Annotated in this window: 28 protein-coding genes and 7 pseudogenes; 25 read left to right on the forward strand and 10 right to left on the reverse strand. The window is 43.6% G+C overall.

The window, feature by feature from the left end:
* Positions 1-11 precede the first annotated feature (11 nt).
* Both trxB (AC58UU_RS32435) and AC58UU_RS32440 read left to right on the forward strand, forming a co-directional pair.
* Positions 12-955, forward strand: a pseudogene (trxB, locus tag AC58UU_RS32435) (thioredoxin-disulfide reductase).
* A gap of 76 nt (positions 956-1,031) precedes the next feature.
* Positions 1,032-1,367, forward strand: a complete 336-nt coding sequence (locus AC58UU_RS32440) for a thioredoxin family protein (RefSeq protein WP_497321672.1) — start codon at positions 1,032-1,034, stop codon at positions 1,365-1,367.
* 225 nt (positions 1,368-1,592) lie between these two features.
* Here the strand turns inward: AC58UU_RS32440 and AC58UU_RS32445 are convergent, their stop codons facing one another.
* A complete protein-coding gene (locus tag AC58UU_RS32445) occupies positions 1,593-2,096 on the reverse strand; it encodes a LysR family transcriptional regulator substrate-binding protein (RefSeq protein WP_497321717.1) in 504 nt (167 codons plus the stop codon).
* Positions 2,097-2,971: 875 nt separating this feature from the next.
* Here AC58UU_RS32445 and trxB (AC58UU_RS32450) point away from each other — a divergent pair.
* From trxB (AC58UU_RS32450) to AC58UU_RS32480, 7 genes and pseudogenes are all read left to right on the forward strand, one after another.
* Positions 2,972-3,900, forward strand: a pseudogene (trxB, locus tag AC58UU_RS32450) (thioredoxin-disulfide reductase).
* Positions 3,901-3,949: 49 nt separating this feature from the next.
* Positions 3,950-4,261 carry a thioredoxin gene (gene trxA / locus AC58UU_RS32455; protein ID WP_497321673.1) on the forward strand — a complete coding sequence of 104 codons (312 nt, stop codon included), beginning with the start codon at positions 3,950-3,952 and terminating at the stop codon, positions 4,259-4,261.
* Between the two features lie 263 nt (positions 4,262-4,524).
* A pseudogene (locus AC58UU_RS32460) lies at positions 4,525-4,638 on the forward strand (methionine sulfoxide reductase); the annotation flags it as partial.
* 5 nt (positions 4,639-4,643) lie between these two features.
* A complete protein-coding gene (locus AC58UU_RS32465; RefSeq protein ID WP_497321674.1) occupies positions 4,644-5,306 on the forward strand; it encodes a thioredoxin family protein in 663 nt (220 codons plus the stop codon).
* A gap of 499 nt (positions 5,307-5,805) precedes the next feature.
* The gene (locus tag AC58UU_RS32470; RefSeq protein WP_497321675.1) at positions 5,806-6,186 is read left to right on the forward strand and encodes a hypothetical protein; all 381 of its coding nucleotides are present in this window, start codon (positions 5,806-5,808) and stop codon (positions 6,184-6,186) included.
* Positions 6,187-6,254: 68 nt separating this feature from the next.
* The gene (locus AC58UU_RS32475) at positions 6,255-6,845 is read left to right on the forward strand and encodes a ubiquitin-activating E1 family protein (protein WP_497321676.1); all 591 of its coding nucleotides are present in this window, start codon (positions 6,255-6,257) and stop codon (positions 6,843-6,845) included.
* A 124-nt stretch (positions 6,846-6,969) separates the two neighbouring features.
* Positions 6,970-7,341: a hypothetical protein gene (locus AC58UU_RS32480; RefSeq protein ID WP_497321677.1), complete on the forward strand. Its 372-nt coding sequence runs from the start codon at positions 6,970-6,972 to the stop codon at positions 7,339-7,341.
* A 976-nt stretch (positions 7,342-8,317) separates the two neighbouring features.
* On the opposite strand, the gene AC58UU_RS32485 is transcribed toward AC58UU_RS32480, so the two are convergent.
* The 3 genes from AC58UU_RS32485 to AC58UU_RS32495 all read right to left on the reverse strand — a co-directional run bounded on the left by AC58UU_RS32485 (position 8,318) and on the right by AC58UU_RS32495 (position 10,027).
* Positions 8,318-9,004 carry a Crp/Fnr family transcriptional regulator gene (locus tag AC58UU_RS32485; protein ID WP_497321678.1) on the reverse strand — a complete coding sequence of 229 codons (687 nt, stop codon included), beginning with the start codon at positions 9,002-9,004 and terminating at the stop codon, positions 8,318-8,320.
* A 134-nt stretch (positions 9,005-9,138) separates the two neighbouring features.
* Positions 9,139-9,582 (reverse strand): peroxiredoxin-like family protein, encoded by a 444-nt coding sequence (locus AC58UU_RS32490; protein ID WP_497321718.1) that lies wholly within the window; start codon positions 9,580-9,582, stop codon positions 9,139-9,141.
* Positions 9,583-9,922: 340 nt separating this feature from the next.
* Complete coding sequence (locus tag AC58UU_RS32495; protein ID WP_497321719.1) at positions 9,923-10,027, reverse strand: NAD-dependent epimerase/dehydratase family protein; 105 nt, start codon at positions 10,025-10,027, stop codon at positions 9,923-9,925.
* 359 nt (positions 10,028-10,386) lie between these two features.
* Between AC58UU_RS32495 and AC58UU_RS32500 the strand changes: the two genes are divergently transcribed.
* The 7 genes from AC58UU_RS32500 (at position 10,387) to AC58UU_RS32530 (ending at position 14,499) form a co-directional block, all read left to right on the forward strand.
* Positions 10,387-10,740 (forward strand): hypothetical protein, encoded by a 354-nt coding sequence (locus AC58UU_RS32500; RefSeq protein ID WP_497321679.1) that lies wholly within the window; start codon positions 10,387-10,389, stop codon positions 10,738-10,740.
* 93 nt (positions 10,741-10,833) lie between these two features.
* A complete protein-coding gene (locus AC58UU_RS32505) occupies positions 10,834-11,496 on the forward strand; it encodes an NAD(P)H-dependent oxidoreductase (protein WP_464650198.1) in 663 nt (220 codons plus the stop codon).
* A gap of 93 nt (positions 11,497-11,589) precedes the next feature.
* Positions 11,590-11,718, forward strand: a complete 129-nt coding sequence (locus tag AC58UU_RS32510) for a hypothetical protein (RefSeq protein WP_497321680.1) — start codon at positions 11,590-11,592, stop codon at positions 11,716-11,718.
* A 344-nt stretch (positions 11,719-12,062) separates the two neighbouring features.
* Positions 12,063-12,671, forward strand: coding sequence for a thioredoxin family protein (locus tag AC58UU_RS32515; RefSeq protein ID WP_497321681.1), 609 nt, complete (start codon positions 12,063-12,065; stop codon positions 12,669-12,671).
* A gap of 446 nt (positions 12,672-13,117) precedes the next feature.
* Complete coding sequence (locus AC58UU_RS32520) at positions 13,118-13,672, forward strand: hypothetical protein (protein ID WP_497321682.1); 555 nt, start codon at positions 13,118-13,120, stop codon at positions 13,670-13,672.
* Positions 13,673-13,740: 68 nt separating this feature from the next.
* Positions 13,741-14,079: an MmcQ/YjbR family DNA-binding protein gene (locus AC58UU_RS32525; protein ID WP_171647097.1), complete on the forward strand. Its 339-nt coding sequence runs from the start codon at positions 13,741-13,743 to the stop codon at positions 14,077-14,079.
* 102 nt (positions 14,080-14,181) lie between these two features.
* Positions 14,182-14,499 carry an FMN-dependent NADH-azoreductase gene (locus tag AC58UU_RS32530; protein ID WP_497321720.1) on the forward strand — a complete coding sequence of 106 codons (318 nt, stop codon included), beginning with the start codon at positions 14,182-14,184 and terminating at the stop codon, positions 14,497-14,499.
* A 218-nt stretch (positions 14,500-14,717) separates the two neighbouring features.
* Here the strand turns inward: AC58UU_RS32530 and AC58UU_RS32535 are convergent, their stop codons facing one another.
* Together AC58UU_RS32535 and AC58UU_RS32540 are read right to left on the reverse strand one after the other, a co-directional pair.
* On the reverse strand, positions 14,718-14,957 hold the full coding sequence (locus tag AC58UU_RS32535; protein WP_497321683.1) for a hypothetical protein: 240 nt from the start codon (positions 14,955-14,957) through the stop codon (positions 14,718-14,720).
* Positions 14,899-15,048, reverse strand: coding sequence for a hypothetical protein (locus AC58UU_RS32540; RefSeq protein WP_497321684.1), 150 nt, complete (start codon positions 15,046-15,048; stop codon positions 14,899-14,901). Before AC58UU_RS32540 ends, AC58UU_RS32535 begins: the two co-directional genes overlap by 59 nt.
* 157 nt (positions 15,049-15,205) lie before the next feature.
* On the opposite strand from AC58UU_RS32540, the gene AC58UU_RS32545 reads away from it, so the two are divergent.
* Positions 15,206-16,462: a hypothetical protein gene (locus tag AC58UU_RS32545; RefSeq protein WP_497321685.1), complete on the forward strand. Its 1,257-nt coding sequence runs from the start codon at positions 15,206-15,208 to the stop codon at positions 16,460-16,462.
* Between the two features lie 40 nt (positions 16,463-16,502).
* Here AC58UU_RS32545 and AC58UU_RS32550 read toward each other — a convergent pair whose 3' ends face one another.
* The 3 genes and pseudogenes from AC58UU_RS32550 to AC58UU_RS32560 all read right to left on the reverse strand — a co-directional run bounded on the left by AC58UU_RS32550 (position 16,503) and on the right by AC58UU_RS32560 (position 18,283).
* Complete coding sequence (locus tag AC58UU_RS32550) at positions 16,503-16,670, reverse strand: Ger(x)C family spore germination C-terminal domain-containing protein (protein ID WP_497321686.1); 168 nt, start codon at positions 16,668-16,670, stop codon at positions 16,503-16,505.
* Between the two features lie 12 nt (positions 16,671-16,682).
* Positions 16,683-17,402: pseudogene (gene tnpC, locus AC58UU_RS32555) on the reverse strand (IS66 family transposase); the annotation flags it as partial.
* Positions 17,403-17,908: 506 nt separating this feature from the next.
* Positions 17,909-18,283: a spore germination protein gene (locus AC58UU_RS32560; RefSeq protein WP_497321687.1), complete on the reverse strand. Its 375-nt coding sequence runs from the start codon at positions 18,281-18,283 to the stop codon at positions 17,909-17,911.
* 182 nt (positions 18,284-18,465) lie between these two features.
* On the opposite strand from AC58UU_RS32560, the gene AC58UU_RS32565 reads away from it, so the two are divergent.
* The 4 genes from AC58UU_RS32565 to AC58UU_RS32580 all read left to right on the forward strand — a co-directional run bounded on the left by AC58UU_RS32565 (position 18,466) and on the right by AC58UU_RS32580 (position 20,269).
* A complete protein-coding gene (locus tag AC58UU_RS32565; RefSeq protein WP_497321688.1) occupies positions 18,466-18,819 on the forward strand; it encodes a DsrE family protein in 354 nt (117 codons plus the stop codon).
* Between the two features lie 216 nt (positions 18,820-19,035).
* Positions 19,036-19,116 carry a hypothetical protein gene (locus AC58UU_RS32570; RefSeq protein ID WP_497321721.1) on the forward strand — a complete coding sequence of 27 codons (81 nt, stop codon included), beginning with the start codon at positions 19,036-19,038 and terminating at the stop codon, positions 19,114-19,116.
* Between the two features lie 205 nt (positions 19,117-19,321).
* Positions 19,322-19,543 carry a hypothetical protein gene (locus AC58UU_RS32575; RefSeq protein WP_497321689.1) on the forward strand — a complete coding sequence of 74 codons (222 nt, stop codon included), beginning with the start codon at positions 19,322-19,324 and terminating at the stop codon, positions 19,541-19,543.
* Positions 19,544-19,873: 330 nt separating this feature from the next.
* Positions 19,874-20,269, forward strand: a complete 396-nt coding sequence (locus tag AC58UU_RS32580; protein WP_497321690.1) for a hypothetical protein — start codon at positions 19,874-19,876, stop codon at positions 20,267-20,269.
* Here AC58UU_RS32580 and AC58UU_RS32585 read toward each other — a convergent pair.
* Positions 20,252-21,131: pseudogene (locus tag AC58UU_RS32585) on the reverse strand (LysR family transcriptional regulator). The gene AC58UU_RS32580 and the pseudogene AC58UU_RS32585 overlap by 18 nt on opposite strands.
* Positions 21,132-21,300: 169 nt before the next feature.
* Between AC58UU_RS32585 and zwf the strand changes: the two are divergent.
* The 4 genes and pseudogenes from zwf (at position 21,301) to AC58UU_RS32605 (ending at position 24,979) form a co-directional block, all read left to right on the forward strand.
* Positions 21,301-22,791 carry a glucose-6-phosphate dehydrogenase gene (gene zwf / locus AC58UU_RS32590; protein ID WP_497321691.1) on the forward strand — a complete coding sequence of 497 codons (1,491 nt, stop codon included), beginning with the start codon at positions 21,301-21,303 and terminating at the stop codon, positions 22,789-22,791.
* Between the two features lie 43 nt (positions 22,792-22,834).
* Positions 22,835-23,254: pseudogene (locus AC58UU_RS32595) on the forward strand (thiamine pyrophosphate-binding protein); the annotation flags it as partial.
* Positions 23,251-23,585 (forward strand): annotated as a pseudogene (locus AC58UU_RS32600) (transaldolase family protein); the annotation flags it as partial. The pseudogenes AC58UU_RS32595 and AC58UU_RS32600, both read left to right, overlap by 4 nt.
* A 44-nt stretch (positions 23,586-23,629) precedes the next feature.
* Positions 23,630-24,979, forward strand: coding sequence for a glucose-6-phosphate isomerase (locus AC58UU_RS32605; protein WP_497321692.1), 1,350 nt, complete (start codon positions 23,630-23,632; stop codon positions 24,977-24,979).
* Positions 24,980-24,983: the final 4 nt, after the last annotated feature.

Consider the following 24,983-nt stretch of genomic DNA (forward strand, 5'->3'; position numbering starts at 1 on the left):
AGTTGCTTATGATGTACAAAACAATTGTAATCGGTACTGGACCAGCTGGTTTAACCGCAGCGATCTACCTGGCAAGGGCGAATCTGGAGCATCTCTTGTTATCGAAGGTACCCAACCCGGCGGACAACTGACCACGACAACAGATGTTGAAAACTTCCCCGGCTTTCCAGACGGGATTTTGGGAACGGATCTGATGGATAATATGCGAAAACAAGCGGAGCGATTCGGAGCCAAGTTTAAATCCGGGCGGGTGAGCCGAGTCGATCTACAGAGCCGTCCGTTTCGTTTGTTCTTGGAAAGCGGTGAGACGCTTATCTCCGAGAGCGTCATCCTCTCGACAGGGGCTACCGCGAATTTACTTCACATACCGTACGAGCATAATTATATCAGAAGCGGCGTGAGCACTTGTGCTACATGCGACGGCTTTTTCTTTCGAGGCAAAAAGGTAATCGTTGTAGGCGGAGGCGATTCCGCGATGGAAGAAGCGCATTTCTTGACGAGGTTCGCCAAAGAAGTCCGTGTCGTGCACAGAAGAAACCAACTGAAAGCTTCTCAAATCATGCAGGACCGGGCACGACAAAATGAAAAAATCGAATGGAGTTTAGATCGGATACCTCTCGAGGTTATCCCGGGCGAGAAGGGAGTGTCTGGACTTAAGGTGCGCGATAATCAAACCGGCGACGAAGAAATCTTCGAAGCGGATGGAATTTTCGTAGCGATTGGCCATCATCCGAATACCGAGTTTCTTGACGGACAATTTCTGACCGATAGACAAGGATATTTGATTGTAAAGCCCAGAACATCGGAAACCAGTATTCCAGGCGTATTCGCTTGCGGTGACGTACAGGATCCTCATTACCGGCAAGCGATTACTTCGGCCGGCAGCGGTGCAATTGCTGCGATGGATTGCGAACGATTTTTGGAAGAAACATCCGATAAGTTAATTAGGAATTAGGCGAGTATTATGTATTGATACTCTATGGAATAATTAAATGTGTAATATGAAATCACTTTATAAGGAGCGACTAATAATGGAAAGACTACAATCGGCAGAACGTTTTCGCGATTTGGTTAATCGGGATCAATATACGATAGTTAAGTTCGACGCAACCTGGTGTCCCGATTGCAAAAACATGGACCGGTTTATTGGTGATATAGTAGCGGAAAATAGAGATAAGGACTTCTATGCAATCGATGTGGAACAATTCCAGACGGTTGCGGAAGAAAACGAGGTTATGGGAATTCCAAGTTTACTCATTTATAAAAACGGAGTGAAATTGGGACATTTGCACAGTAAGTATGCAAAGACACCTGTTCAAAGTGAGGGGATATCTGGAATCTGTATTCGTGTAATAAAGCTGTCATAATTGAGTATGAGCAGTGGAAACGATTTTGTATGGGAATATAATTTCAAGGCGATCGGCAGACGGGTTTGGGAGAATTTAAACAATCTTTACCTTTCAATTCCCGATCGTGAGTTTCTATTCAGCCAAACTTGTGCTTTTTTATGATAGCTTCGTAACACAGATACAACGGACGAATCAATATTCCACGAAAATATCCATATTCGACTCCCATTATCACCTAAAAGCTTATGGCCAGATTGTCTTGTCTGCCCAAAAGGTAGAGGAGGTTCTAGTTACGTAAATGAAAGCTCCGCGTTCATTTACGATGGAAGATGTAGTGGACATTGTAGCCAGTTCAGACATGATTCCAATACCTAATCCTTCCTGGACCATATTTAATGTTGTCATGTAATTATTGAGTACATATTTTATTTGAGGTTGTTTTCCGGATTGCTCAAACCAATCCATTATGGGAGGTTTACAGCCGGCATTGCAAATAATCAAGGGTTGATCCATGAGATCGACCGCCTGAATAACGGACTTCGCGGCAAGAGGATCATTCTCCTTAAATACCGTGTATATTTCTTCACGGTACAAATGGAATGTTATGAGTTCATCGTGATGGCCGGAAGGAACGATAAGTCCAACATCAACCTCCCTGGATTCAAGCCGTTCCTTTATTTCAGTAATGGTTCCCTCATGAAGTGTGAATTCAATTTTCGGATACTTCTCAGCTATACTGCACGTCAGAAATTCTCCAACCTGTCACACGGAGCAATAAAATTATTGGAATATACTCGTTTAATTCGATGTTAGTGAGGTGAATATCTAACTGCCTTAATTCGCCCTCAGGTATGAACTTTATGTCATCCTATAACCGCAGTGTTGCTAAAACTTCTTCATGATAAAAACGAGTTTACAATCACTTCAATATTCATAACATTTTTTGAACCGCTAGTTAAGGCGTTTCTGACATAATGAAAGCGACTCGTCATCGAAGCGTTTTCAATGAGTGGATATTTGACAGTAAGTTTTGAATAGCCGCGATTGTGTTGGCCAATTGTAATCTGGTTTACAGATAATAAAAGAATTGGGTGGTAAAATAAAATAGGAATGAACGAGATTTGTATTAAAGGAGATGCTCGAAAATGAGTTAATTAGCCTTATCTGGAAAAATAGTACCCGGTGACTGGTGGATCTAAGCAGTGACGTGAATGCAATTAAAAGTGCCGTAACAGACACGATCACCGCTTTCGGAGGCATTGATATTCTCATTAACAATGCCGCTACCTCTTCGATTTAAACCTTATTATCAATTCACTATTGAGGAATTTGACTACAATGTCTCCATAAATTGCGTACAGTCTTTACCGCCGTCCAGGCGGTTGGTTCTCACATGGTAGAAGGCGGTGGATAATGGTGGATAATTAATATAGGACGAATGTTTGATGAACACGCAGGTGAGTTGTGGAAGTGAAGGAAAGTCTAGACAACGACGCACACAGCTGCAACTATTTAATTTGTGTACAATACAGTTGCAGACAAAGTAAATTTTGCTTTATATCTATTTGTAAACAATTTAAATGCTCCGCGATATGGATGAAAACAGAAGAGGAGGCCTTCCTATGCATTATAAAGCGATTATTATTGGTACAGGTCCGGCCGGTCTAACGGCGGCGATCTATCTGGCAAGAGCGAATGTTGCTCCACTTGTTATTGAAGGAATTCAACCCGGCGGCCAATTGACGACAACAACCGAGGTCGATAACTTCCCGGGGTTCCCGGACGGGATTATGGGTCCCGAGCTGATGGATAACATGCGCAAGCAAGCGCTGCGCTTCGGCGCTACGATTCAGCCGGGACGGGTGACGAAAGTGGACATGTCCAAGCGGCCGTTCACGCTGGTCTTGGAGGACGGCGGTCAATTGACGGCTGATTCGTTGATTATTTCGACAGGCGCATCGGCCAAGAGCTGGGCATCCCCGGCGAAACCGAGAATATCGGCAGAGGTGTCAGCACCTGTGCGACCTGCGACGGCTTCTTCTTCCGCAACAAGAGAATCATCGTGATTGGCGGCGGAGATACCTCGATGGAGGAGGCGCAATTCCTGACCCGGTTCGCGTCCGAAGTTCGCGTCGTGCATCGCCGCAATGAACTGAAGGCTTCCAAGATCATGCAGGATCACGCGCGCGGCAACGAGAAGATCGCTTGGAGCCTGAACCGGACACCGCTCGAAGTAACGGCGGGGCCGATGGGCGTAAGCGGACTGAAAGTTCGTAACAACGAAACAGGCGAAGAGGAGCTGCTGGAAGCCGACGGGATTTTCCTGGCGATCGGCCACACGCCGAATACGGGCTTCTTGGGCGGGCAGCTGCCAACCGATGAGCTCGGTTACCTGCAAGTCATTCCGGGCACATCCCAAACCGCCATACCTGGCGTTTTCGCCTGCGGCGACGTGCAGGACCGCATTTACCGCCAAGCCATTACGTCGGCAGGCACCGGCTGTATGGCCGCGCTGGATGCGGAACGGTTCTTGTCCGAGCAGCACGCTTAAAATTTTCGCATAACGAATCAACCAATCATTCCTAAGGGAGGCATATGCCATGTCAATTCAACCGATAACAGATGCTACTTTCCAAAATGAGACCGCAGCGGGCACTGTGCTCGTCGATTTCTGGGCGCCTTGGTGCGGACCTTGTAAAATGATCGCTCCGGTACTGGACGAACTGTCCGCCGAGATCGGCGATAAAGTCAAAATCGTAAAAATCAACGTGGACGATAATCCGGAATCCGCGGCCAAATACAACGTCATGAGTATCCCCACCCTGTTAATATTCAAAGACGGGCAAGTCGTGAACCAACTCGTCGGGGTACAACCGAAAGATCGATTGAAGGCGGCTATCGAGCAGGCCTGAGTCTGAACAATCCTTTAGGTGAACCTATTACTTTGTCCGAAGAGTTAGCTAAAGGCCCGGTCATTCATATTTTTATCATGATGAATGGTACCCGTATTGTAACATGCAGTTAAGGGCATATGAACGTATCATGGGAGATGTACGAGCATTTGGCGCCAGTTTGATTTGATTAGTCCTCAAACTCCCGATCATTCTCTTTCCATGAAAGAAAAACATGAATTATGCTTTCATGTCTTGAGCGATCCTGGTAATAAAAAGGCAGGTTGCGTTATTGCATTAACTCGGCAACGCTTCGCTTTATTCCGAAAGAGGATCTGAAGAAGGAAGGATACGGGAAATACCTTCACTTGTTTGAAAATGATTCTTCGAAGGACTAAGTTTTATGAGATCCGCAGTCCGCAGTGTCCCAAAAATTATGAAGAAGGTGCGTGAAGAAATGGAAGCACGATTGAACTTAACACACAAAATCGGTCAAGGGATTTCTCCTCAACAGTTCATGGATGACATGCAGATTCGGGCGATAGAAAACAGTAATATCCCGAATACCAAAGAGCAGTTTATCTCCGTTTACGAGAATTTCACATGGACGCAAGAAGACCAGAAAGCATTCTTTACCGCTTTAAACAATCGCTCCGACCTGCACTGTTTGATTCTATGCACGGATTGGTGCCCGGACGTCATCTGGAACGTCCCCATACTGTTTCGAGTGATGGAGCAGAGCCGCATTTCGACTGAAGTGTTGCTCATGGAAGAGCATATGGAAACCATGGATCACTTTCTCACGGATGGGGGGCGAGCGCAGCCGATCGCGGTTATCTTGAATGCGTCCGGAGATGTTCTAGGCAGATGGGGAGCGCGTCCAGCCTATATTCAGGCCGTGATGGATCGGTTTAAAAAGAACAATCCAGATAAACAGAAAGCCGATTATAAGGAGAAATTGAACCAAATATATCGGGAGATCGGCGAGCTCTATCATGCTAGCAACGAATATCAGGAAGTTATGCTTCATGAATTAAGAGATTTGTTTACTACCTTTCCTTCGTGAATTTTCAATCTATCTGGAAGCAGGGATGACCGGACAGTAGTCATTTCACAATTATTGATTGTTGTCCGTATCAAACCTGAAGAGCATCATCGGCATAGCACCATACAATGATGTTTCGGGGGCCCGATTTGATGAGATTAAATGCCGGATGGGAAGAGCCGTCATAGCACCGTATGTTTTTGGGGTCATACTAGTGTTAATGCAAACATTAGGTTTAAACAGGAGCAGATCGCCGCTACTGATATGCTCCCCTTAAGGTAAACAGGTGAAATATAAAAACCTGCTACTGAATGGGGAGCTTTATTTTGCCTAGATGACAATATTCAGCACTGGAGAAACTTGTTATCCTGGAAGAAATTGAATTGAGCTTCTGCTTGAGAAGGTTCATTTCTTCGGTGGGGAGGTCGGTTTTAATTCTGTAGGCCTCTGACTCGAAGTTTTTCTGTGAAGTGATTCGCTCATAAACGCCGAAAAATTACTTCGTCATTGGCTGGCTGTTATGAAGTTCCGATTCACGGTTGCCATTTCCGGAACAGCGAGCGATTTTGCTTCATTTGATGCCGGTTCCGGCGTCAGGACGGCGATCGAAATTGTATGTCACATATCGCAATTGTTACAAAACTGCTGTTCAGCGATTGCCGGTTCGCCGCGCGTACGGCTTGAATCTAAAGGCTGGTATGAAGAAGCGGAGCGATTTTATAAAATAGTCGAACAATTGGATCAAGCCATCTTGCAATTTATACCGGAGCAAAGCATTGTCGAAAAGCTTGTTCAGGGACCGTTAGCGGACGCGACCAGCCATATCGGCCAATTGACGCTGCTTCGCAGATTGGCAGGAAGTCCAGTTGCGTACATCATTTATTCGCAATCAACGATTTAAAGGATGGATGGCTAAGGTAGACGAACATAGATTCCTGTATTGGCTCTCAGTTAAAAGGAGTTGTGCGAGTGTCACACTTAAAATTATCGGGGTGGATGCATGAAAACGATCTGTCTCTAAGAAAAAAGTACGTAAACTTTGTGATCAGACAACTTGGTGCAGGAGGGAATGGAGGATATTTTTTCCGTAACTTAGTCCAACAAGTATCGTCTTACAAGGCCAGTAATTCATATTATCAGGTTGATACCGTTTTTGATTTATTGATCGCAGATGGTGATGAAGTGGAGAAGAAGAATATAAGGAATCAATTATTTTCCGATGATGATGTGAAAGTGAAGAAATCGATTGCCTTAGCGGATCGTTACGGCGGCCATTATGGAGTGGATATAAAGAGAGTGACGGAGTATATCACTTCGCTCGAAATGCTTCGGCGCCTTTTCCCGATACATGATAACGGAAGGCAAAACATACCAATCTTAGTGCGAATGGTTGACAACGACAGATCACGGCAGCTATTCGATAGTTTCTTTTATTCTATGGTGATGAACAATCTGTTTCATATCAAAAGCATCTACGCTTCGGAAATTAACTTTAATGCTCAATTAGGGCAAATGAAGCCAACTTTTTTGACTGCAAATCAAGTCCGTGACTTCGATTGAGCAAGTAGAAAGGTGTTAGTATGACGATTAAAATTGCCAGGTTACCTGCCTTTTCTCTTGGAGAGCTGGTACGGATCAAGCGTCGTGCTGATATGACAAAAGAATGGGTGGTGTTATTCCGTAGTTGGGCGAAGCTTCTGATGTGATTGGGGAATATCACTTGGAAGGCTTTATTGATATGGAGGAATTTCCCTTAGTCTTCATATATGCCGATCTGATCGAAACCATTAATATGCTCCCGCTTCTGCTGCCGGACAAAATCAGAATCTGCTTTGCAGAGTCGATAAAAATCCTAATACCTGAAAAAGGAGAAATGTATATGAGTCAAGTTCAGTTTACGGAGGAGCAAATGCGTGACTTTTTGGAGATCAAAGGTTATGTTGTTGGTGACGCGGTTGACTTATTTGCGAAGGCTAACGCTATGAATTTTGAATACAATGAAAAAAGTGAACTTTGGAGTCCGATAAGTGATCCACATTTTCATTCGGGGGTATAGGAGTAACCAGGCAATCTACAAACGAGTAAATTCGATCACCAAAGCCTATTTTGGTATCTTGAATAAAAAAATAGAGAGGAGGCATCGCCCTCTGGCTTTTGAAGTAGAAGCTGGAGTGGCGATGCCGACTCAGTATTTTTACTTGAATGTCATGGCGAGTTGCGATGGACATACAATTTTCGTTTGTTTCAACCGAGCACCGAATTACCATAGATCAGAATATACGAAAGGCCAGTAACGTCTCTCGGCGGATTTGGTCTTCACCTTAAAGTTGCCCGGCATTTTTATTTTAATTACAACGTAACCCTCTAAAATAGCTTCCGGTTGTTAAATACAAAACTTAAGTGGGGTTGGGGGGAAAGAAGAAGCGGCTTTGGTGTGACGCCCAGCTTCTTCTTTTATAATTACGTAAAATTGTAGTTAGACGAATTTAAAAATAGATTCATAGCATTGTTACTGTAAATAATCGTTAATTGCATTTCTGATCGCCATTGTTTTATCTTGACCTCTGAAATGTAATTATCAATAACATCATCAATCCACATTGGAGCAAAAGTATCCTGACGAAATGAAAATTCTTCTAGTTTTTAATCCATCACGATTATCCGTATTAAGACCACATTCGCCATGATGCACCGTCTATTATCGTTTGAAGTGTGTCTATGCCTTTCCGTTCCTGAGAAGTACGGCAGCCGACACACGATTGGATGCCGTAGTCTGTTGAATCACCAACTTAGAATTGAGGTGCGTTAGATATTGAAAGATTCAAAATTGATTTACAGGCAAATATCGATAAAAGATCAGATTTAGACATCAATATGGTGTCATTTTTCTTATCAAGATCAAGCCTGCTGCCCAATTTCTTCACACTGCACAATAATTGGCGGGGAATTAGCGTGTCAATGAACATGCCGACTGTGCCGGTTCAACTCGATGCAAGTCTGGGCTGGGTGAATGCCGTGCAAGAGATGCTGGTTCAGGTATCGCCGGGTATCAGCATCGCGGCATCTATCTGAACAGACTTACGAGACGTTTTGATAACTCCATCCTTCACAAGCCCACTCATGACTCCACTGACGGCTTCCCGAGTTACACCAAGCATGTTGGCTATCTCTTGGTGCGTAAGAGGGAGATCGATTAAAGCATAACCATCTACGATGATACCAAATTTTGAACTAAGCATCGTTAACAGATGAATCACCCGTTCGCGGAGACCGTTAAATGCAATTTGTTCTAACTGTTCTTCTCTTTCCTTCAACCGTTCACTGACCGCTTTTAGAAATTTCAACGCCAGCCTCGGTCTGCTTATCATAAGCCGGTCGAATTGCGCTTCGGATATTGAGCAAACCAGTGTTGGTTCCATGGCTTCAATGTAAACATCTTTAGTACCACACGAGAAGGAATTGATTTCCCCAAACATGTTCCCATGAGTCAATATACCTAGAGTGAACTGTTTCCCACTGTCATTTAATTTGTATACTTTAAGCTTGCCTTCTTTGACGAAAGAAAGACTTTCGAGAATGGTATCAGGTGTTTGAACCAATGCGTCTTTCGGTACCCATTTGAAATGGCGAATGGTATTTAGTAAATCAATTTCCTTCATTTCTTCACTGGTCATTTCTTCAAAAATGCTGATTTGAGATAAATACCATAATTTATTCATTTGGCATTCCTCCATGTAACAATCCTCCAATTCAGGGAAAAGGTATCTCAATCTTATAGAATTTTTTGTCCATTCATCATGCTCTATAAGGCTCATTATGTCAATGCATCCTAGGCTTCTCAATTATAGTGACGTCACGATTTCCAAAACTTCTGACGGTTCCATTCTCGTTCTGTGATTAATATCTGAAACGCAGGCATTGATTCGGTTGTTTGATCGATGACATAAGTCGCAGGGACAGGCAGTTCAAACGAATTATCTCCATTTATATTAGGTAACATGCTTAAAATGCCTTGCATGAAATCGGGGAGTGTATATTTCAAGTTATACATTTCAGCCACTTTATTTTGGCGATCACTTTCACTTACCACAATATAACTCAGTCCTTGCTTTTCTTTTAGCGATAAAGAATTATCTGGCGTCTGAGGACTGATAGTTATAAGTTGGGCACCCGCTGACTTAATATCAGTCATGATGCGTTCATAGGCTTTTAATTGCAAATTACAAAATGGACACCATTCTCCTCTGTGGAAAATGAAAATGATAGGACCTTTAATCAATTCCTCTGATAACGTGATCCATTTTCAGTCGCGTTTTCCAATGTGAAATCCGGTGACACATTCCAGATGTTTAGTCCCTTGCCTACACCTTTGTTACGAAAGTCTTCTAAGAATTTTCCAAACACGGCAGATGCGTACGAATTGTTTGAGTTTATGGCCTGAACTTCCAATTCCAATCCTTCTTCAATGTTGGTTTCACACCTTTTTTTAGTCTTTCATCGTAACAATGTAGCAATTATAAAATAATGATTCTGTAATATAGTTTACAGATGTCAATTGGTTATGTAGTTATGATCAATACGTACCGATCCTAAATTCGTCCGGTCCGCTTTTTATTCGGGTCACGGCATCGCCAAAGTCATCGAGTCTGACCTCTAGATGCAATGGTCATATCATGAGCTTCCGCGAGCAATAGACGAACCATCCGGCGACCCAAAAACGCTGTTCCTCCTAAAACGAGTATCTACATCCGTATTCTCCTTTCACGTTTGCATTCTTATTTTTTAATTAGAGAATTTTCTCCCGCCAGGAAAAAAGATGCGGTTAATTGATAACCCATTGTCCATGGCAGGCTGCCTGATTCTTGCAGATTAACATGCCGGCCGAATCGGTGTCAGTAATCTACTTTACATAGTTCTGCCGTTTTACACAATTTCAAAAATAAAAATGGAGATTGTAAACTACATTACATAACTCCGATTTTTTTGAGAATTATAATCAAGCGTCAAAGCCCGGAGGAAATTTTGCGAGAGCTAAAAAAGCTGTAACGTTTTTTGCATCATTCATTTGTGAGCAGAATAATCGATTACGATAAGAACTGACATGTCTGATCGAGCTGCTTTCGTGATTTTCGCCGCAGTTGAACCCAAGTTGCTACAGCTTCGGGTGCTTGCTCCGGAACGATCCCTAGGGGTTCTTATGCCCACGAGACACTTGAAGCGTATACTGCAGAATTTGATTGAGAACGCCGTAAAAAATGTCCGAATATTTTATCGTTTGGAGAAGCAAAAGATCATGGGTATCGTGCATGCAAATGTTGCAGACCAGAGTGTGTGTCCGCAGCTGAATCCGTTCCTACCCGCACCTACGCTTCGCTTCATTCATGTTGGTACGCCCGCATCACGCTACAGGAGGACTTTGATCCGCAGTTGCTCTGTGAAGCCGTCGAGGCGTTAAGTGAAAGATGCCGACGCTTTTCGGATTCTCAGCGTGTCTACCTGGCAACGGGGGTTCTTTATTAAATGTAAGTTAAGAAGGAGAGAATATATCATGACAATGACCAAGGAAGAAATTTTGGAAGTTCATCGTTTTCGGCATGCAACCAAAGAATTCGATCCTAGCAAAACCATCTCCGACGACGACTTTGAATTTATTTTGGAAACGGGTCGGCTCTCGCCCAGCTCGTTTAGCACTGAGCCGTGGAGATTTGTTGTTGTTCAAAACGAACAGCTTCGGAACAAAATAAAAAACTCTTCGTATGGAGCGGCCAGCAAACTGCCGGAGGCCAGTCATTTCGTCATTATTCTTGCCCGGACCCCACTGGATATAAGATATGACTCCGCCTACCTGAAAGAGCAGCAGGTCAGAGACGTTCCGAAGGAATACCTAACAAGGCGGCTTGAAATACTTGAAGAGTTCCAGAGACATGATTTCAAGCTCCTGGATCATGAACGCTTTCTTACCGATTGGGCCGTCAAGCAGACGTATATACCGCTTGCGAACATGATGACGGCTGCGGCGCAAATCGGCATTGACTCATGTCCGATCGAAGGCTTTGACATTGAGAAAATGAACCAGCTGTTAGACGAGGAAGGGCTGCTGGAAGACGGACACTTTACCATCTCAGTCATGATTGCCTTCGGTTATCGCAAAAAAGAGCCGGGACCGAAAACACGTAGACCGTTTGATGATGTTGTGAAGTGGGTCAAATAAATATAATATGGTGGCATGTGTACCGGCGTAGGGGAGATGAATCCTTGCTCCGCTTTTTTTCATGCACAACGTTAGAATAATCGAAGCGAACGCTTGATTAAGTCGACTGTGATTGGAAGAAAGTTTAGCAACACGCCGCGCGGAGCCAAGGCAAGAGCGATCATTTACAACATCGTGGAAACGGTGGAGGCAAATGGTCTCTTCATGATAAAAACGAGTTAACAATCACTTCAATATTCATCACATTTTTTGAACCTCTGTTAAGGCGTTTCTGACATAATGAACGCGACTCGTCATCGAAGCGTTTTCAATGAGTGAATATTTGACAGTAAGTTTTGAATAGCCGCGATTTTGTTGGCCAATTGTAATCTGGGTTACAGATAATAAAAGAATTGGGTGGTAAATTAAAATAGGAATGAACGAAATTTGTATTAAGGAGATGCTCGAAAATGAGTTATTTAGCCTTATCTGTAAAAACAGCACCGGTCACTGGAGGATCTTAGCAGTGACGTGAATGCAATTAAAAGTGCCGTTTCCCAAAAATAATGAAGAGGGTGCTTGAAGAAATGGAAGCACGATTGAACTTAACACACAAAATAGGTCAAGGGATTTCACCTCAACAGTTCATGGATGACATGCAGATTCGGGCGATGGAACTTAGTAATATCCCGAATACCAAAGAGCAGTTTATCTCCGTTTACGAGAATTTCACATGGACGCAAGAAGATCAGAAAGTATTCTTTACCGCTTTAAACAATCGCTCCGACCTGCACTGTTTGATTCTATGCACGGATTGGTGCCCGGACGTTATCTGGAACGTCCCCATACTGTTTCGAGTGATGGAGCAGAGCCGCATTTCGACTGAAGTGTTGCTCATGGAAGAGCATATGGAAACCATGGATCTCTTTCTCACGGATGGCGGGCGAGCGCAGCCGATCGCGGTTATCTTGAATGCGTCCGGAGATGTTCTAGGCAGATGGGGAGCGCGTCCAGCCTATATTCAGGCCGTGATGGATCGGTTTAAAAAGAACAATCCAGATAAACAGAAAGCCGATTATAAGGAGAAATTGAACCAAATATATCGGGAGATCGGCGAGCTCTATCATGCTAGCAACGAATATCAGGAAGTTATGCTTCATGAATTAAGAGATTTGTTTACTACCTTTCCTTCGTGAATTTTCAATCTATCTGGAAGCAGGGATGACCGGACAGCAGTCATTTCACAATTATTGATTGTTGTCCGTATCAAACCTGAAGAGCATCATCGGCATAGCACCATACAATGATGTTTCGGGGGCCCGATTTGATGAGATTAAATGCCGGAAGGGAAGAGCCGTCATAGCACCGTATGTTTTTGGGGTCATCCTAGTGTTAATGCAAACATTAGGTTTAAACAGGAGTAGATCGCCGAGACTGATATGCTCCTCTTAAGGTAAACAGGTGAAATATAAAAACCTGCTACTGAAAGGGGAGCTTTATTTTGCCTAGACGACAATACTCAGCATTGGAGAAACTTGCTATCCTGGAAGAAATTGAATTGAGCTGCTGCTTGAGAAGGCCCATGTCTTCGGTGGGGTCGGTTTTAATGCTGTAGGCCTCTGACTCGAAGTTTTTCTGTGAATTGATTCGCTTGGTTTATCGTTCTAAGAAGGAATCACAAACTGATACTGAACTTAATGATCAGGAGAAGGCTATTGCCACAAATGCATATCGGCTACTTGTTGATTGGAAAACTCCACTGGGAATGAAGAAAGATGGAAGTTTCTCGGAAGAAGATTTCAGTAGTTGGTTAGAGCTAACTAAATCGTTATGTAATGAATCTGGGCATTTTGAAGTGGCACTTACACATATAGGTGGGGTACTGGTTTATTCTCCGCCTGACCTTGATGGTTTATGGATCAATGAAGTTGTTGCAGATGCCTTATATTCTAAAGATGCAGATAAAATGCGAAGAGGATTCACCCTTAAATTATTAAATTCTCGAGGGGGCCATTGGGTAGATCCGACTGGACAGCCAGTAAGAGACCTTGCAGTAAAATATAGACTTCAAGCTGAAGATGTAGAGAATGCTGGTTACCAGCGCTTCGCGGCTTCTATAAGGGGATTATCGGATTCTTATTACCGTGATGCTGAAAGAATCATTGCAGAACATCAACAAGTAGACATGGAGTTATAAGTAGTTTAATTTTATCGAAGCATCTTTTGGGGACTATACAATGTCATTTACGAAGGAGATGAGCCGGTTTGAAAAATAATTTAATTGAATACTGTCTAAACAAAAAAGGAACGAGTAAGGATTATCCCTCAGGACCCGATCCAATCGCTATAAAAATTGCAGGTAAAATATTCGCTCTTTTTTTTGAGAAAAAAGGGTACTTAGTCCTAAAATGCGACCCGGTGATTGCGGAGAACTTGAGAGAGCAGCATGAGGACGTTCGACCGGGGTATCATATGAACAAACAGCACTGGAATACGATTATTCTCGAGGGTTCTTTGCCAGAGTCGTTTATCTTTGAAATGATTGACCACTCTTACGATTTGGTTGTTAAAAGCCTTCCTAAGAGCATCCGGGAGTCTATTTAATTTCACAATTGTTGGATATCTATCTTACAAATCTGTTTCCTCATTTTTATATAACGAAGGCTGCGCTCCCGTATCTCAAGGCAGGAAGGGGCAGATTGGGGCATTCCCCCTCGGCTCAAGGCGTTCATCGACGCCTTCGTCATCGTCGGCAAGACGTTCCATTACACGGAACGCGGACCGGTCGGCCTGCTGTGCGACAAAAAAGCGCTGCACATCCAGTCGAGCGGCGGGATTTACTCCGCAGGGCCGGCAGCGGCCATGGATCACAGCCATCCCTATCTGCGCCTGGTGCTCGGCATCGTCGGGATTCGTGACGTACAAGCGCTGTACGTGGAAGGCCATGATTTTCAACCGGAGCGCGCGGAAGAGATCGTCCGGGCAGCAATGGAACAGGCCGTCAAGCTTGCCGCGGCCTGGTAACGCGCCTTAATTGGGGCAATTTATAATATGATGGCTTAATATACCATCATCTCTTCCCTTTAGGGTGGATTAACAGACAAAAGAAGAGGCTACCAAAAGAGGCTACCTTTCAGGTAGGCTCTTCTTCTTTCCGTTCGGCTCTGTTCAAAATTTTTAAGTGATTGAACTTTCAGGTTTTCCCTCAATATTTTGAATCGATTCTTCATCGACTTCGTTGGCTACGTTGAAAAACGTACAATTGCGTTCGGCGGTGGGTTCGTTTTTTTTAATAGGTCACGGAGGATTTCCCTCTTCAGCGCCTGCTCGGCGTAGAGTTTCTCGTGTTCCTTCTCCAAGGCCGCGTAGTCTGACGCTGAAGGAATGAACGCAGCTTGTTTTAAAGCCGATCCGTCCAGTTGATCAAGATCTTTGCGCCCCAGTTGCTTCCCAGCGTAACACCATCTTCGGATCGAGCTCATGCTGCCGCACAACGGCCGTCAAGTTACCGATCTCTTTGCCCTTGGCTACAACCATTTTCTTGAAATTCAGATCATACCGTTTTCTCTCCATGGCGTTCCCCTCCGACTAATTTCATTGTATCGGAATAAGGGGTGTACTGTCCAAGTTCATTTGGGGGCTAAATAGATGACCATAAATGGGCTGGAATAAAAATCTGTGGCCTAGGGACATAATGGTAACATCCGATGGGAAACAGGTGATCTAGAGAATGATGAAGAGATATCCACTTTTGATGAAAAGTGTTCCTTACAACACGAATGTTTTGCATCCATTAAATCCTTGGATACCTTTATGGTGGTCGGCAGCCTTTCCAGGATACGGACACGCTGTTATGAACAACCTCTTAATTGGCTACTGTCTAGCTATCTTTGAATTTACAATAAATAATCTTGCAAAGGTTAATCAAGCTATATATTATTCCATGATTGGTGATATCCAAAGTGCAAAAGACGTAATCGATCTTCGCTTCTTTTATTTATATATTGGAGTATACATTTTTACCATGTTTGATTCTTATCGAAGAGCTGTAGATCTCAATAATAATTATGTGTTGTCCTACAGAAAAACGAAAACAACAGACACAGCCTCTATGTCTACATTTAGTGTAAACACATTGAACAAGGTAAGTCCATCGGTAGCTCTATTCTGGGAAATGTTGATGCCAGGGCTAGGTTCATTATATTTGAACCATGTGTTCTCATTTCTGTTTAGTCTGGTTTCGTGGGTAATAACTATTACTTTTTCACGTTTTTACGTGGGATTGTTTTATAGCTTTACCGGAGATTTTGCAAAAGCAATAGAAGTTATTAATCCTCAGTGGTTTTTGTTTATTCCCTCTATTTATGGTGGATTTTTATATCATTGCTACTGGGAGGCTGTAAAAATTAACAAACATTATAAACTATCCCAAGCTCAGCTTCTGGTTTCTGAGTATCAAAATTCATTCGAAACCCCATTCCATTCGGAGAGAAAGGGAGAAGATATGTATATTGTTGCATCCTACGAACATTCAGCTTCTGTCGAAATCGCATTAAGTGAACTAGAACAGAATGGGGTGAAGAAGTCTGATATTCTTGCTTTGCCCCTACAAGTTCGAAATAAAAAGACCAGGTTGTTTGATAATGCTCATTACTCGGACGGTGTAAGTTTTGTGGATCTGGCAACCATCTTAGGTTCCATTTTCATGCTATTGGGTGGAATTTACGGTTTTGTCCTTAAGCTTGGCCCTGTGTTATGGGCATTGATCGGACTGGTCGTAGGAGGAGTTCTTGGTTTTTTAATAAAACTGATCGCGATCAAAAAAATGCCCACAATCGATTTGTTTGGTCGAATAAAAGCAACAGAAGTCTTTTTGATGGTAAAGTGTTCCGAAGGAAACGATGAATTAATTAAGGATATCTTATGGAAAAATAAAGCGTTAGGCGTTAATAATTACAATGAAAGTACTCCCCAGATTAATCTTTAGTAAAAGAAGGTCAATGTAGGGACTTCATTAGAGAAGTCCCTTATTCCTTAACTCCCATTTCCGTAAGATCCACATTCAAGTGTACATCTAATTCCCAATATTCTTTCTCCCACATTTCTGCATCCCAATTTCGCTTTTTACTTCTTACAAGTTCGCCAAATCCAAGTGGATCGATTCCCTCTTCTTTGTAAGCGTCACATAACCTCAAGCTTGCCCATGCCTATCCAATAACACGACAAGTGATCGGAATCGAAGATGACCATGGCAAATAAGGCTCGAGCGCCTCTGGATTTTGGTCTGGAAGCTGCGGAAGCTGCTCGAACAGATACTTTAAATATTGAAACGGAAGAAGTCCGTTTTCCTTTGCTGTCTCGATGACGCTGTATATCACCGCACTTGCCTTCGCACCGCGAAGCGTGTTCGCAAATAACCAATTCTTTCTCCCGATCACGAATGGCTTAATTGAGCGTTCACTTCGGTTGTTGTCGATCTCGAGTCGGCCATCCTTCAGGAATGCGGTCAATTTCTCCCACTGATTCAGGCTGTAAGAAATCGCTTGTTCAACCAGACTCTTCGGCAGTGTTTGAGAGTGCTGTTGCTTGAGCCGCAACGAATAAGCCTCCAGAATCGGAAGGCTTCGCTTCTTCCGTTCGGTATATCGTTCTTCTGGCGATGCATCCTTCAGCTCGCGCTCAATATGGAAGAGAGCATTGCAGTAAGCCAGTCCTTGATGAGCTACGGAATCCTTGTTACCTCTCGTCGCTGGCGGAGCTGCTTTCAGCGCTTCGTCATATTTACGTCGCGCATGTGCCCAGCATCCCACAAGAGTCACATCTACAACCTTATGATAGCCCGTATAACCATCGACATGCAGGTAACCTTTGAACCCGGATAGGAAGCTTTGCGGATGCTCGCCGCTACGTGTCCTCTGGTAATCATATTGATAAAAGTACCAATTGATGAAAAGAGCGAACTACAATTTCACATTTGGTTCAATGAAAAAAATATGATTGATTTTAAAGTTATTGATTTATTTTGTCCGTAGAACAGTATTAAAAAAAGGTCCTGTAGTATTTTCACCGCCAACCCCTAACCTTCTTGTCTTCCACACTATCGCGTGTGATACGGGATCACGTCCCAACCAGCCTTACCATGGTTGAACAAGTAGGGGGGATGAACTGAATACCTCTCGGGATCTAAGTCCCACGGGCAGATACGTTCGATCCCCGGCTACCGTTATCTTACGGCCTCAAAAAAATGAGGTCGACCAGAAATATCTGGTGACCTCATAATACGAACGGGCAGATTAGAAATTTGAAAATGACTGTAACTTTTTCCCGGGATTAGGAGTCTAATCCTTTCAATTATAGTAAGAGTAGCAAAGGTTAGTATTTATAAATTTATTTTAGCTTATTGGGATAAGATATAAAATACTAATATCTTTTATTAGACCAATTTACAATAAGAAATGTTAAATAAGATCACAATCACATACCCTTTCAGGAGCCTAAATTGAATGTTTTTGATCTGGTCGGTAATCTCGATATCATCAATCGGAATCCAAACCTTAATATCCTCGATCCGTTTGAATTCCGAATCCAGCGTACGAGTCTGCATCGCAAGTATAACCTGCTGGAGCAGCTTCTCATCGACTAATGTTTTGTAATAGGAAATGACTACTTCTTGCTTTCCCAGTGAAACCGTCGTCGTCTTAAAATCGCTCGATTGTGCGGATAGCTGCTTCAGTTGATCCGGATTTTCCAGCTCAGGTTGTAGTTCGGATACATGCTGTTCGGATTTAAGGCGATTGTTCAGCTTCATATACCGACTCCAGGGCTAGAATGATGAGCCATGTTATTTTACTGCGGGAAACCCATATCTATACATTAGGCACAACCCGAAAAATCACATCCGTAATGTGAAATATTTCGCAGAAGGATTCGACTCATTCCGGTTATGATAAACACATGAAATACAAATCACAAAAATAAGGAGTGTTCATCATGAAAAAAGTAGCTATTATCGTACACGCCACGGAGAATGAAGGGGGAAGAGTGTCTCATGCCCTGCTGTATGGCCAAGAGCTGCACGAGGCTAATTTCGATGTAAAAATTTATTTCGACGGCCAAGGTACGACCTGGGTCAAAACGCTGGAAGATCCATCCCACATGTTCAATCCCCTTTACAAAGCCGCTAAAGGGCAGGGCCTCATCGCCGGAGTTTGCAATTTCTGCGCGAACGTTTTCGGCGTGACCGAGGATGCCAAATCCGCCGGCCTCCCGACTTTCGCCGATGTTGAAGGACACCTCAGCATATCGAAATTGATTGCGGACGATTACCAAATCATCACCCTTTAATTTCGAAGCGGCGTAAACACCGTTTGACAACAGGAAGATGGGCTGATCAAGACACCTTGATCAGCCCGTTTTCGCTTTCGTTTGACTCTCTCCCGTTTCGGCCATCATACAGCAGGAGTTGTTTAAAATTTGCTCCTTACCAACTAAATAGTTAGATGAAAAAATCAAATCATTTCGTTGGCGTTCAAGCTGATTCAAGAAAAAGGCTTTGTTGCCATGAGCTACGACGATTTATCGAAGCCGCTTGGCGTGACCAAAGCGAGCATTCATTACCATTTCGAAAAAAGGAGGACTTAGGAGTCGCAATACGAAGCGTTTTCAATGAGTGGATATTTGACAGTAAGTTTTGAATAGCCGCGATTGTGTTGGCCAATTGTAATCTGGTTTACAGATAATAAAAGAATTGGGTCGTAAAATAAAATAGGAATGAACGGCTTCACGCTGTTCTTGGATTACAAGAACGCACAGGAGTAGGGACATTAAGAGGTAACCCGATTACACTTTGAAATATAAGTTGCCAGATTACATACATGAATTTCTTCGTAATGGGGGTATGATACTTGAAGAATTTAATAGTGTTGATTCGCTTGAGCTGCCTTCTACGGCAACTTATATAATAAATCAGAACGGCTTAATCACAGCCGGCTATGCGGATGTTGATCAAAGCAAGCGAATGGATCCTTTGGATACAATCCACGCAGTGCAATCGTTAAAATCGCGATAATCTCTGCTACTTATGAGACGTGGAGCTAGATCTATGTCTAACTGAGTTTGAAGGCTGATAATCGTATTATAGTGGAACTACGAAAAGAAAGCATAGATGACGGATTGAAAAGCGGTCATGTGATTTTAGCTGCTGTCCCAAAGCCGAACAATTTTTCGTTTCCGGTGCCCGGAGTGGTATTAAAATAAATTATCCTATTATTAGGATAATTTATTTTAATAATATATATTATTAGGATAAATGATTCAGAGAGCTATGCTGAAAGGAGAGAGGCAAATATAGCCCACTAGAAATTTAGCCAAAAGAATAATGTGATAGGAGAGATTAAACATGATGCACTATTATGTTTCCAATAAAGCTCATCTTTTTTGGGATGATGTGATTGAAGCAGTTGTGATTCGTTGGAATTCCTTTGCTCAGAACGAGGATTTCCGTGTGCCACTGGAAAAAATGATTGAACTGGCAGTCATTAAAAAGGCAAAAAAAGGCTTGTCTGATAACAGTCATATATTACTTTCAGCAGAAGACGCTAAATGGTTGTCTGAAGATTGGCTTCCTAGACTCCTGAATGTTGGCATTCAATATACGGCTACAGTTGCTCCAGATAAAACAATTACTAATATCGGCTTAAGAAAATCTATCGGAAAAGATACAACTAAATGGCATCACCATGATTTCGAGGATATACACAATGCGGTCGGCTGGTTATCAGGAATATCCGCGTGATGCGTTAATTAGTCTGGGACCGGAAAGCGGCATGTTGCGCATAATCATAGTTCCTACGTGTGAAGGCGGTATCGGCACGTCTAATTGAATCTCGAAGAGCGCTCCTTCTTCCAGTTCTTTCGATACGAATTCTCTGGTCTCGTAAGAGATTCCGAGTCCTTTCCGCGCTAACTCGATGAGAAGATCCACGCTTCCGACCTCGATTTCAGGTTTGAGGCTATGACCATAGCTTTGAAATAATACCGTGATGGCCATTCGAGCCCGGCTATTGCGCGAGAAAAGGATGACGGGGTATTGGAGCAGCATATCCAAAGATAGAACTACGTCTTTAAGCTCGGAATAAAGGGCTCCCGCTACAAAACAATCCTGCAGCTGGAAACTTTCCCTTACTTCAAGCTGGAATCGACGACCGGCATACGAACGACGCCCAAATCAATTTTTCCTTCTTTTAAGAGAGCAATGATTTCCGGCGTAGTTCCGTGATTCAGATGTAGTCTGATGCCGGGATACTGCTTATGAAAGTTTTCCAAATACGGAAGAATGTAATGCTTGAACAGTGAATCGCTTCCGCCGATACGTAGCTCGCCGCTGTCCAGATTTTTAAGCGCGGTCATTTGTTCTTCAGCCAGCGATATTAAGATCTGAGACTTCTCTATATAGGAATACAGGATGGTGCCCTCTTGCGTCAGCGCAACGCCTTTGGAATTGCGGTAAACAAAGTGATACCAAAGCAGTCTTCCAGCTGTTTGATGGCGTGGCTGACGCTTGGTTGGGTGAGGTACAAGGCTTTGGCAGCCTGAGTTAAGCTGCCTGTCTTCGCAGCCAAGCAAAATACTTTGTACAATTCGTAATTATTATTCATAGATCTGGTCTATAGTTCCTGTTAAATAGATTAATTGTATGGATGATAATCGTATTATAGAAGAACAAAAAAAAGAATCCAGAGCCTTCGGATTGGAAAACACTTATGTGACTGTTAAAGTCGCCTATGCCGGTCCTTCAAGAGAGCTCTGCTGGAAGGAGAAAGTAAATTGGAGCCAACCACGTTTGTCTTATTTGGAGCGACAGGGGATTTAGCCAAAAGAAAAATTTACCCTGCCTTGTATCTTTTGTTCGTCGATCAGAAGCTGCCGAAATCCTTCTCCTTGATTGGTCTTGGAAGAAGAGAACTGTCTGATGAAACATTTCAAGCAAATGTAGAGCAATCTCTTAGTACTTTTTCCAAAAGTGAAGGAAGAGATCCAGAAGTAATGAGAAATTTCTTGCGTGCATTCCGTTATCATGTTCTGGATGTTAACCGCAAAGAAGATTACACGAAACTGCTGCAGTTGGTTGAACAGCGGGAAGATGAGCTTAATATTTTGCCCAATCGTATGTTTTATTTATCTGTTGGACCTGAATTGTTTGAAACGATCGCAGCAAACATTCATGAAAGCGGACTTGGTTCCGCGAATGGCTGGAAGCGTCTGGTGATCGAGAAGCCTTTCGGCCACGATTTGCCATCTGCGAGACAGTTGAACATTCAGTTGAACCAAGCATTCGATGAGACTGAAATTTACCGAATCGATCACTACCTAGGCAAACCTATGGTCCAGCAAATGGGGCAACGGCTTCACTCCGCTCTCTCGGAGCAAGATCTAGGGACCCGAAATATTGCCAACATACAAATTACGGCGAGCGAAACCTTGGGCGTGGAGGAAAGAGCAGGATATTACGATCATGCAGGCGCGATCCGCGATATGTTCCAGAATCATATGCTTCAATTGCTTATGATGTTAGCGATCGAGTTGCCGAATCGAAGCTCGGTAGTAGAGGTTGGGAATCTTAAGAAAAAAGTAATGAAGACGTTGAAGCCACTTCACAAAATGGATGTTAGCCATCATATCGTCCGTGGACAATATGAGGAGGGGGAAATTAATGGGGAAAAGGTTGCCGGCTATACAGCAGAACCGGGAATTGCCTTGGACTCCCTAAATGATACTTTTATTGCGGCCAGACTAAAAGTCGATGATCTATTCTGGAAGGACATTCCCATCTATATCCGAACGGGCAAGCGATTGAAAGAGAAATTGACGAGGATTGTTATCGAATTCAAATCTGAGAGTCCCCTACAGGATCATTTGATCGTAGAGATTGGTCCCAACGATGGAATCTTCTTTCAAAGAAGCAACTCTGGCAAGGAGGTTTCGGATGTTGATAAACCCGTTCAAAGTAAATTAAGCGTCATAAAAGCTGGTATCCCGGAAGCTTATGAAATTCTTATCCACGATGCGTTGAAGGGTGATAAAACTTATTTTGCCCATTGGGATGAAGTGGAATTGTCGTGGGAATGGGTACAGCCTATATTAGACGCTTATAGAGAAAATCTTCTACCGCTTCATATCTATCCAGCGGGGACGTACGGACCTAACGAATCCGATAAGCTGCTTGAGCAAGACGGCTTTCATTGGTTCGATTTCAAAAGCGCGTCGATTAACGACGCAAACAAAGGAGAGTTATATGCTTATGGACACAAAACTTGATCAATTATCCGTGAATACGATTCGAACTTTATCCATTGATTAAATCAACCGGGCGAACTCGGGGCATCCCGGGCTACCGATGGGAGCCGCCCCAATGGCATATTCATTATGGGCAAAACATCTGAAGCATAACCCAGGCCATGCCAAGTGGTTTAACCGCGATCGGTTCGTTTTGTCCGCGGGGCATGGCTCTGCGCTCCTTTACAGTATTCTACATTTATCGGGATATAAGGTGTCGATTGATGACCTTAAGCAATTTCGTAAGCTAGAGAGTAAAACGCCCGGTCATCCAGAATACGGACATACAGATGGCGTTGACGCAACGACCGGTCCTTTAGGACAAGGAATTGCGATGGCCGTCGGGATGGCAATGGCGGAGGCTCATTTGGCTTCGAAATTTAATAAAGAGACCTTCCCCATCGTTAATCATTACACTTACGCACTTGTTGGAGATGGCTGTCTGTGACCTTGATTTTTACCGTGAATCAAGCCTTGTTGGCTGCGCGGGCAGGCGCCACTTATGTATCCCCGTTCTTGGGTCGACTAAATGACATATCGGAAGACGGCGTACAATTAGTCGTCAAGATCGCGGAGCTATTCCGAGTCCACAACTTAGATGCTCAAATCATCGCCGCATCCGTACGTCATCCTGATCATGTCACGCGCGTAGCCAAGGCGGGCGCGCATATCGCAACGGTGCCTTTCAGCGTAATGAACAAATTTCCAAGCATCCGTTGACGGATCAAGGGCTTGAGAAATTCTCAGCCGATTGGAAAAAAGCGGTTAAAAGCTGAACGACCATGAATGGAGATAAGATCACCAAGAGGAGGAACCAAACATGACTATTAAATTTGATTATTCCAACGCACTAGCTTTCATGCAGAAGCATGAAGTCGATTACTTCAAGGATTTCGTAAAAGCAGCGCATTCAATGCTTCATGAGAAGCAGGGTCCTGGCTCCGATTATCTAGGTTGGGTGGACTTGCCTCTTCAATACGATAAGGAAGAATTCTCGAGAATCAAGGACGCTGCCCAAAGAATCCGTGGCAACTCCGATGCGCTAATTGTCATTGGGATTGGAGGTTCCTATTTAGGAGCCAGATCGGCCATAGAAGCGCTATCCCATACGTTTCATAATCAGATGAACGGTAATACCCAAGTGTATTTTGCTGGGCAAAATATCAGTTCAACTTACATCGCCCATTTATTGGAGCTGCTGGAGGGCAAGGATGTTTCCTTGAATGTCATTTCCAAGTCGGGAACGACGACGGAACCGGCAATTGCATTCCGTATTCTGCGTAATTTCATAGAGAAGAAATACGGAAAAGAGGAAGCAAAAAAACGCATCTTTGCAACAACCGATAAATCTAAAGGTGCATTAAAAAAACTTGCCGATGAAGAAGGCTATGAAACCTTTGTTATTCCTGACGATGTAGGGGGACGCTATTCCGTTCTTACAGCAGTAGGGCTGCTTCCCATTGCCGCCGCCGGGCTCGACATCGATCAAATGATGGCGGGTGCTGCCGCCGCTGCACAGAAATACAATAATGCCGATCTAGCTACAAATGAGAGCTATCAATATGCAGCCGTTCGCAATGCCCTTTACCGCAAGGGAAAAACCATCGAGCTGCTGGCTAACTTTGAACCAGCCTTGCATTTTGTATCCGAATGGTGGAAGCAGCTGTTCGGCGAAAGCGAGGGCAAAGACCAGAAGGGGCTTTATCCGGCATCCGTCGATTTTTCGACTGATTTGCATTCGATGGGACAGTATGTTCAAGAAGGCCGGCGCGATCTCATCGAGACGGTGCTTTCGGTAAAGAAGCCACGGGTAGAGTGGACCATTCAAGAGGACTCGGGCAATCTGGACGGATTAAATTTTGTTGCGGGCATGACGATGGACGAAGTAAACAAGAAGGCAGCCGAAGGCACACGGCTTGCGCATGTTGACGGAGGAGTACCTAATCTGATTGTAGAGGTGGATGCGCTCAATGAATATACATACGGTGAAATGGTGTATTTCTTCGAGAAGGCATGCGGCATCAGCGGCTTGCTGCTTGGGGTGAACCCGTTCGATCAGCCGGGCGTGGAAGCTTACAAGAGCAATATGTTTGCGCTTCTTGGCAAGCCTGGATTTGAAGCGCAAAAGGACGAGCTCATCAAACGTTTATCTGTACCAGGCGGAAAATGACAGG

This window comes from Paenibacillus sp. JT22N1, from assembly GCF_059692155.1.

What these genes read in the sequence shown, in the direction of transcription:
- AC58UU_RS32505 (WP_464650198.1), top strand. Translation starts at nt 10,834, where the DNA reads ATGACAATGACCAAGGAAGAAATTTTGGAAGTTCATCGTTTTCGGCAT.
- trxA (WP_497321673.1), top strand. Translation starts at nt 3,950, where the DNA reads ATGTCAATTCAACCGATAACAGATGCTACTTTCCAAAATGAGACCGCA.
- AC58UU_RS32560 (WP_497321687.1), bottom strand. Translation starts at nt 18,283, where the DNA reads ATGAAGCTGAACAATCGCCTTAAATCCGAACAGCATGTATCCGAACTA.
- AC58UU_RS32535 (WP_497321683.1), bottom strand. Translation starts at nt 14,957, where the DNA reads ATGAGCTCGATCCGAAGATGGTGTTACGCTGGGAAGCAACTGGGGCGC.
- AC58UU_RS32540 (WP_497321684.1), bottom strand. Translation starts at nt 15,048, where the DNA reads ATGGAGAGAAAACGGTATGATCTGAATTTCAAGAAAATGGTTGTAGCC.
- AC58UU_RS32515 (WP_497321681.1), top strand. Translation starts at nt 12,063, where the DNA reads ATGGAAGCACGATTGAACTTAACACACAAAATAGGTCAAGGGATTTCA.
- AC58UU_RS32440 (WP_497321672.1), top strand. Translation starts at nt 1,032, where the DNA reads ATGGAAAGACTACAATCGGCAGAACGTTTTCGCGATTTGGTTAATCGG.
- AC58UU_RS32470 (WP_497321675.1), top strand. Translation starts at nt 5,806, where the DNA reads ATGAAGTTCCGATTCACGGTTGCCATTTCCGGAACAGCGAGCGATTTT.
- AC58UU_RS32605 (WP_497321692.1), top strand. Translation starts at nt 23,630, where the DNA reads ATGACTATTAAATTTGATTATTCCAACGCACTAGCTTTCATGCAGAAG.
- AC58UU_RS32580 (WP_497321690.1), top strand. Translation starts at nt 19,874, where the DNA reads ATGATGCACTATTATGTTTCCAATAAAGCTCATCTTTTTTGGGATGAT.
- AC58UU_RS32500 (WP_497321679.1), top strand. Translation starts at nt 10,387, where the DNA reads ATGTCTGATCGAGCTGCTTTCGTGATTTTCGCCGCAGTTGAACCCAAG.
- AC58UU_RS32485 (WP_497321678.1), bottom strand. Translation starts at nt 9,004, where the DNA reads ATGAATAAATTATGGTATTTATCTCAAATCAGCATTTTTGAAGAAATG.
- AC58UU_RS32570 (WP_497321721.1), top strand. Translation starts at nt 19,036, where the DNA reads ATGAGCTACGACGATTTATCGAAGCCGCTTGGCGTGACCAAAGCGAGC.
- AC58UU_RS32545 (WP_497321685.1), top strand. Translation starts at nt 15,206, where the DNA reads ATGATGAAGAGATATCCACTTTTGATGAAAAGTGTTCCTTACAACACG.
- AC58UU_RS32465 (WP_497321674.1), top strand. Translation starts at nt 4,644, where the DNA reads ATGAGATCCGCAGTCCGCAGTGTCCCAAAAATTATGAAGAAGGTGCGT.
- AC58UU_RS32565 (WP_497321688.1), top strand. Translation starts at nt 18,466, where the DNA reads ATGAAAAAAGTAGCTATTATCGTACACGCCACGGAGAATGAAGGGGGA.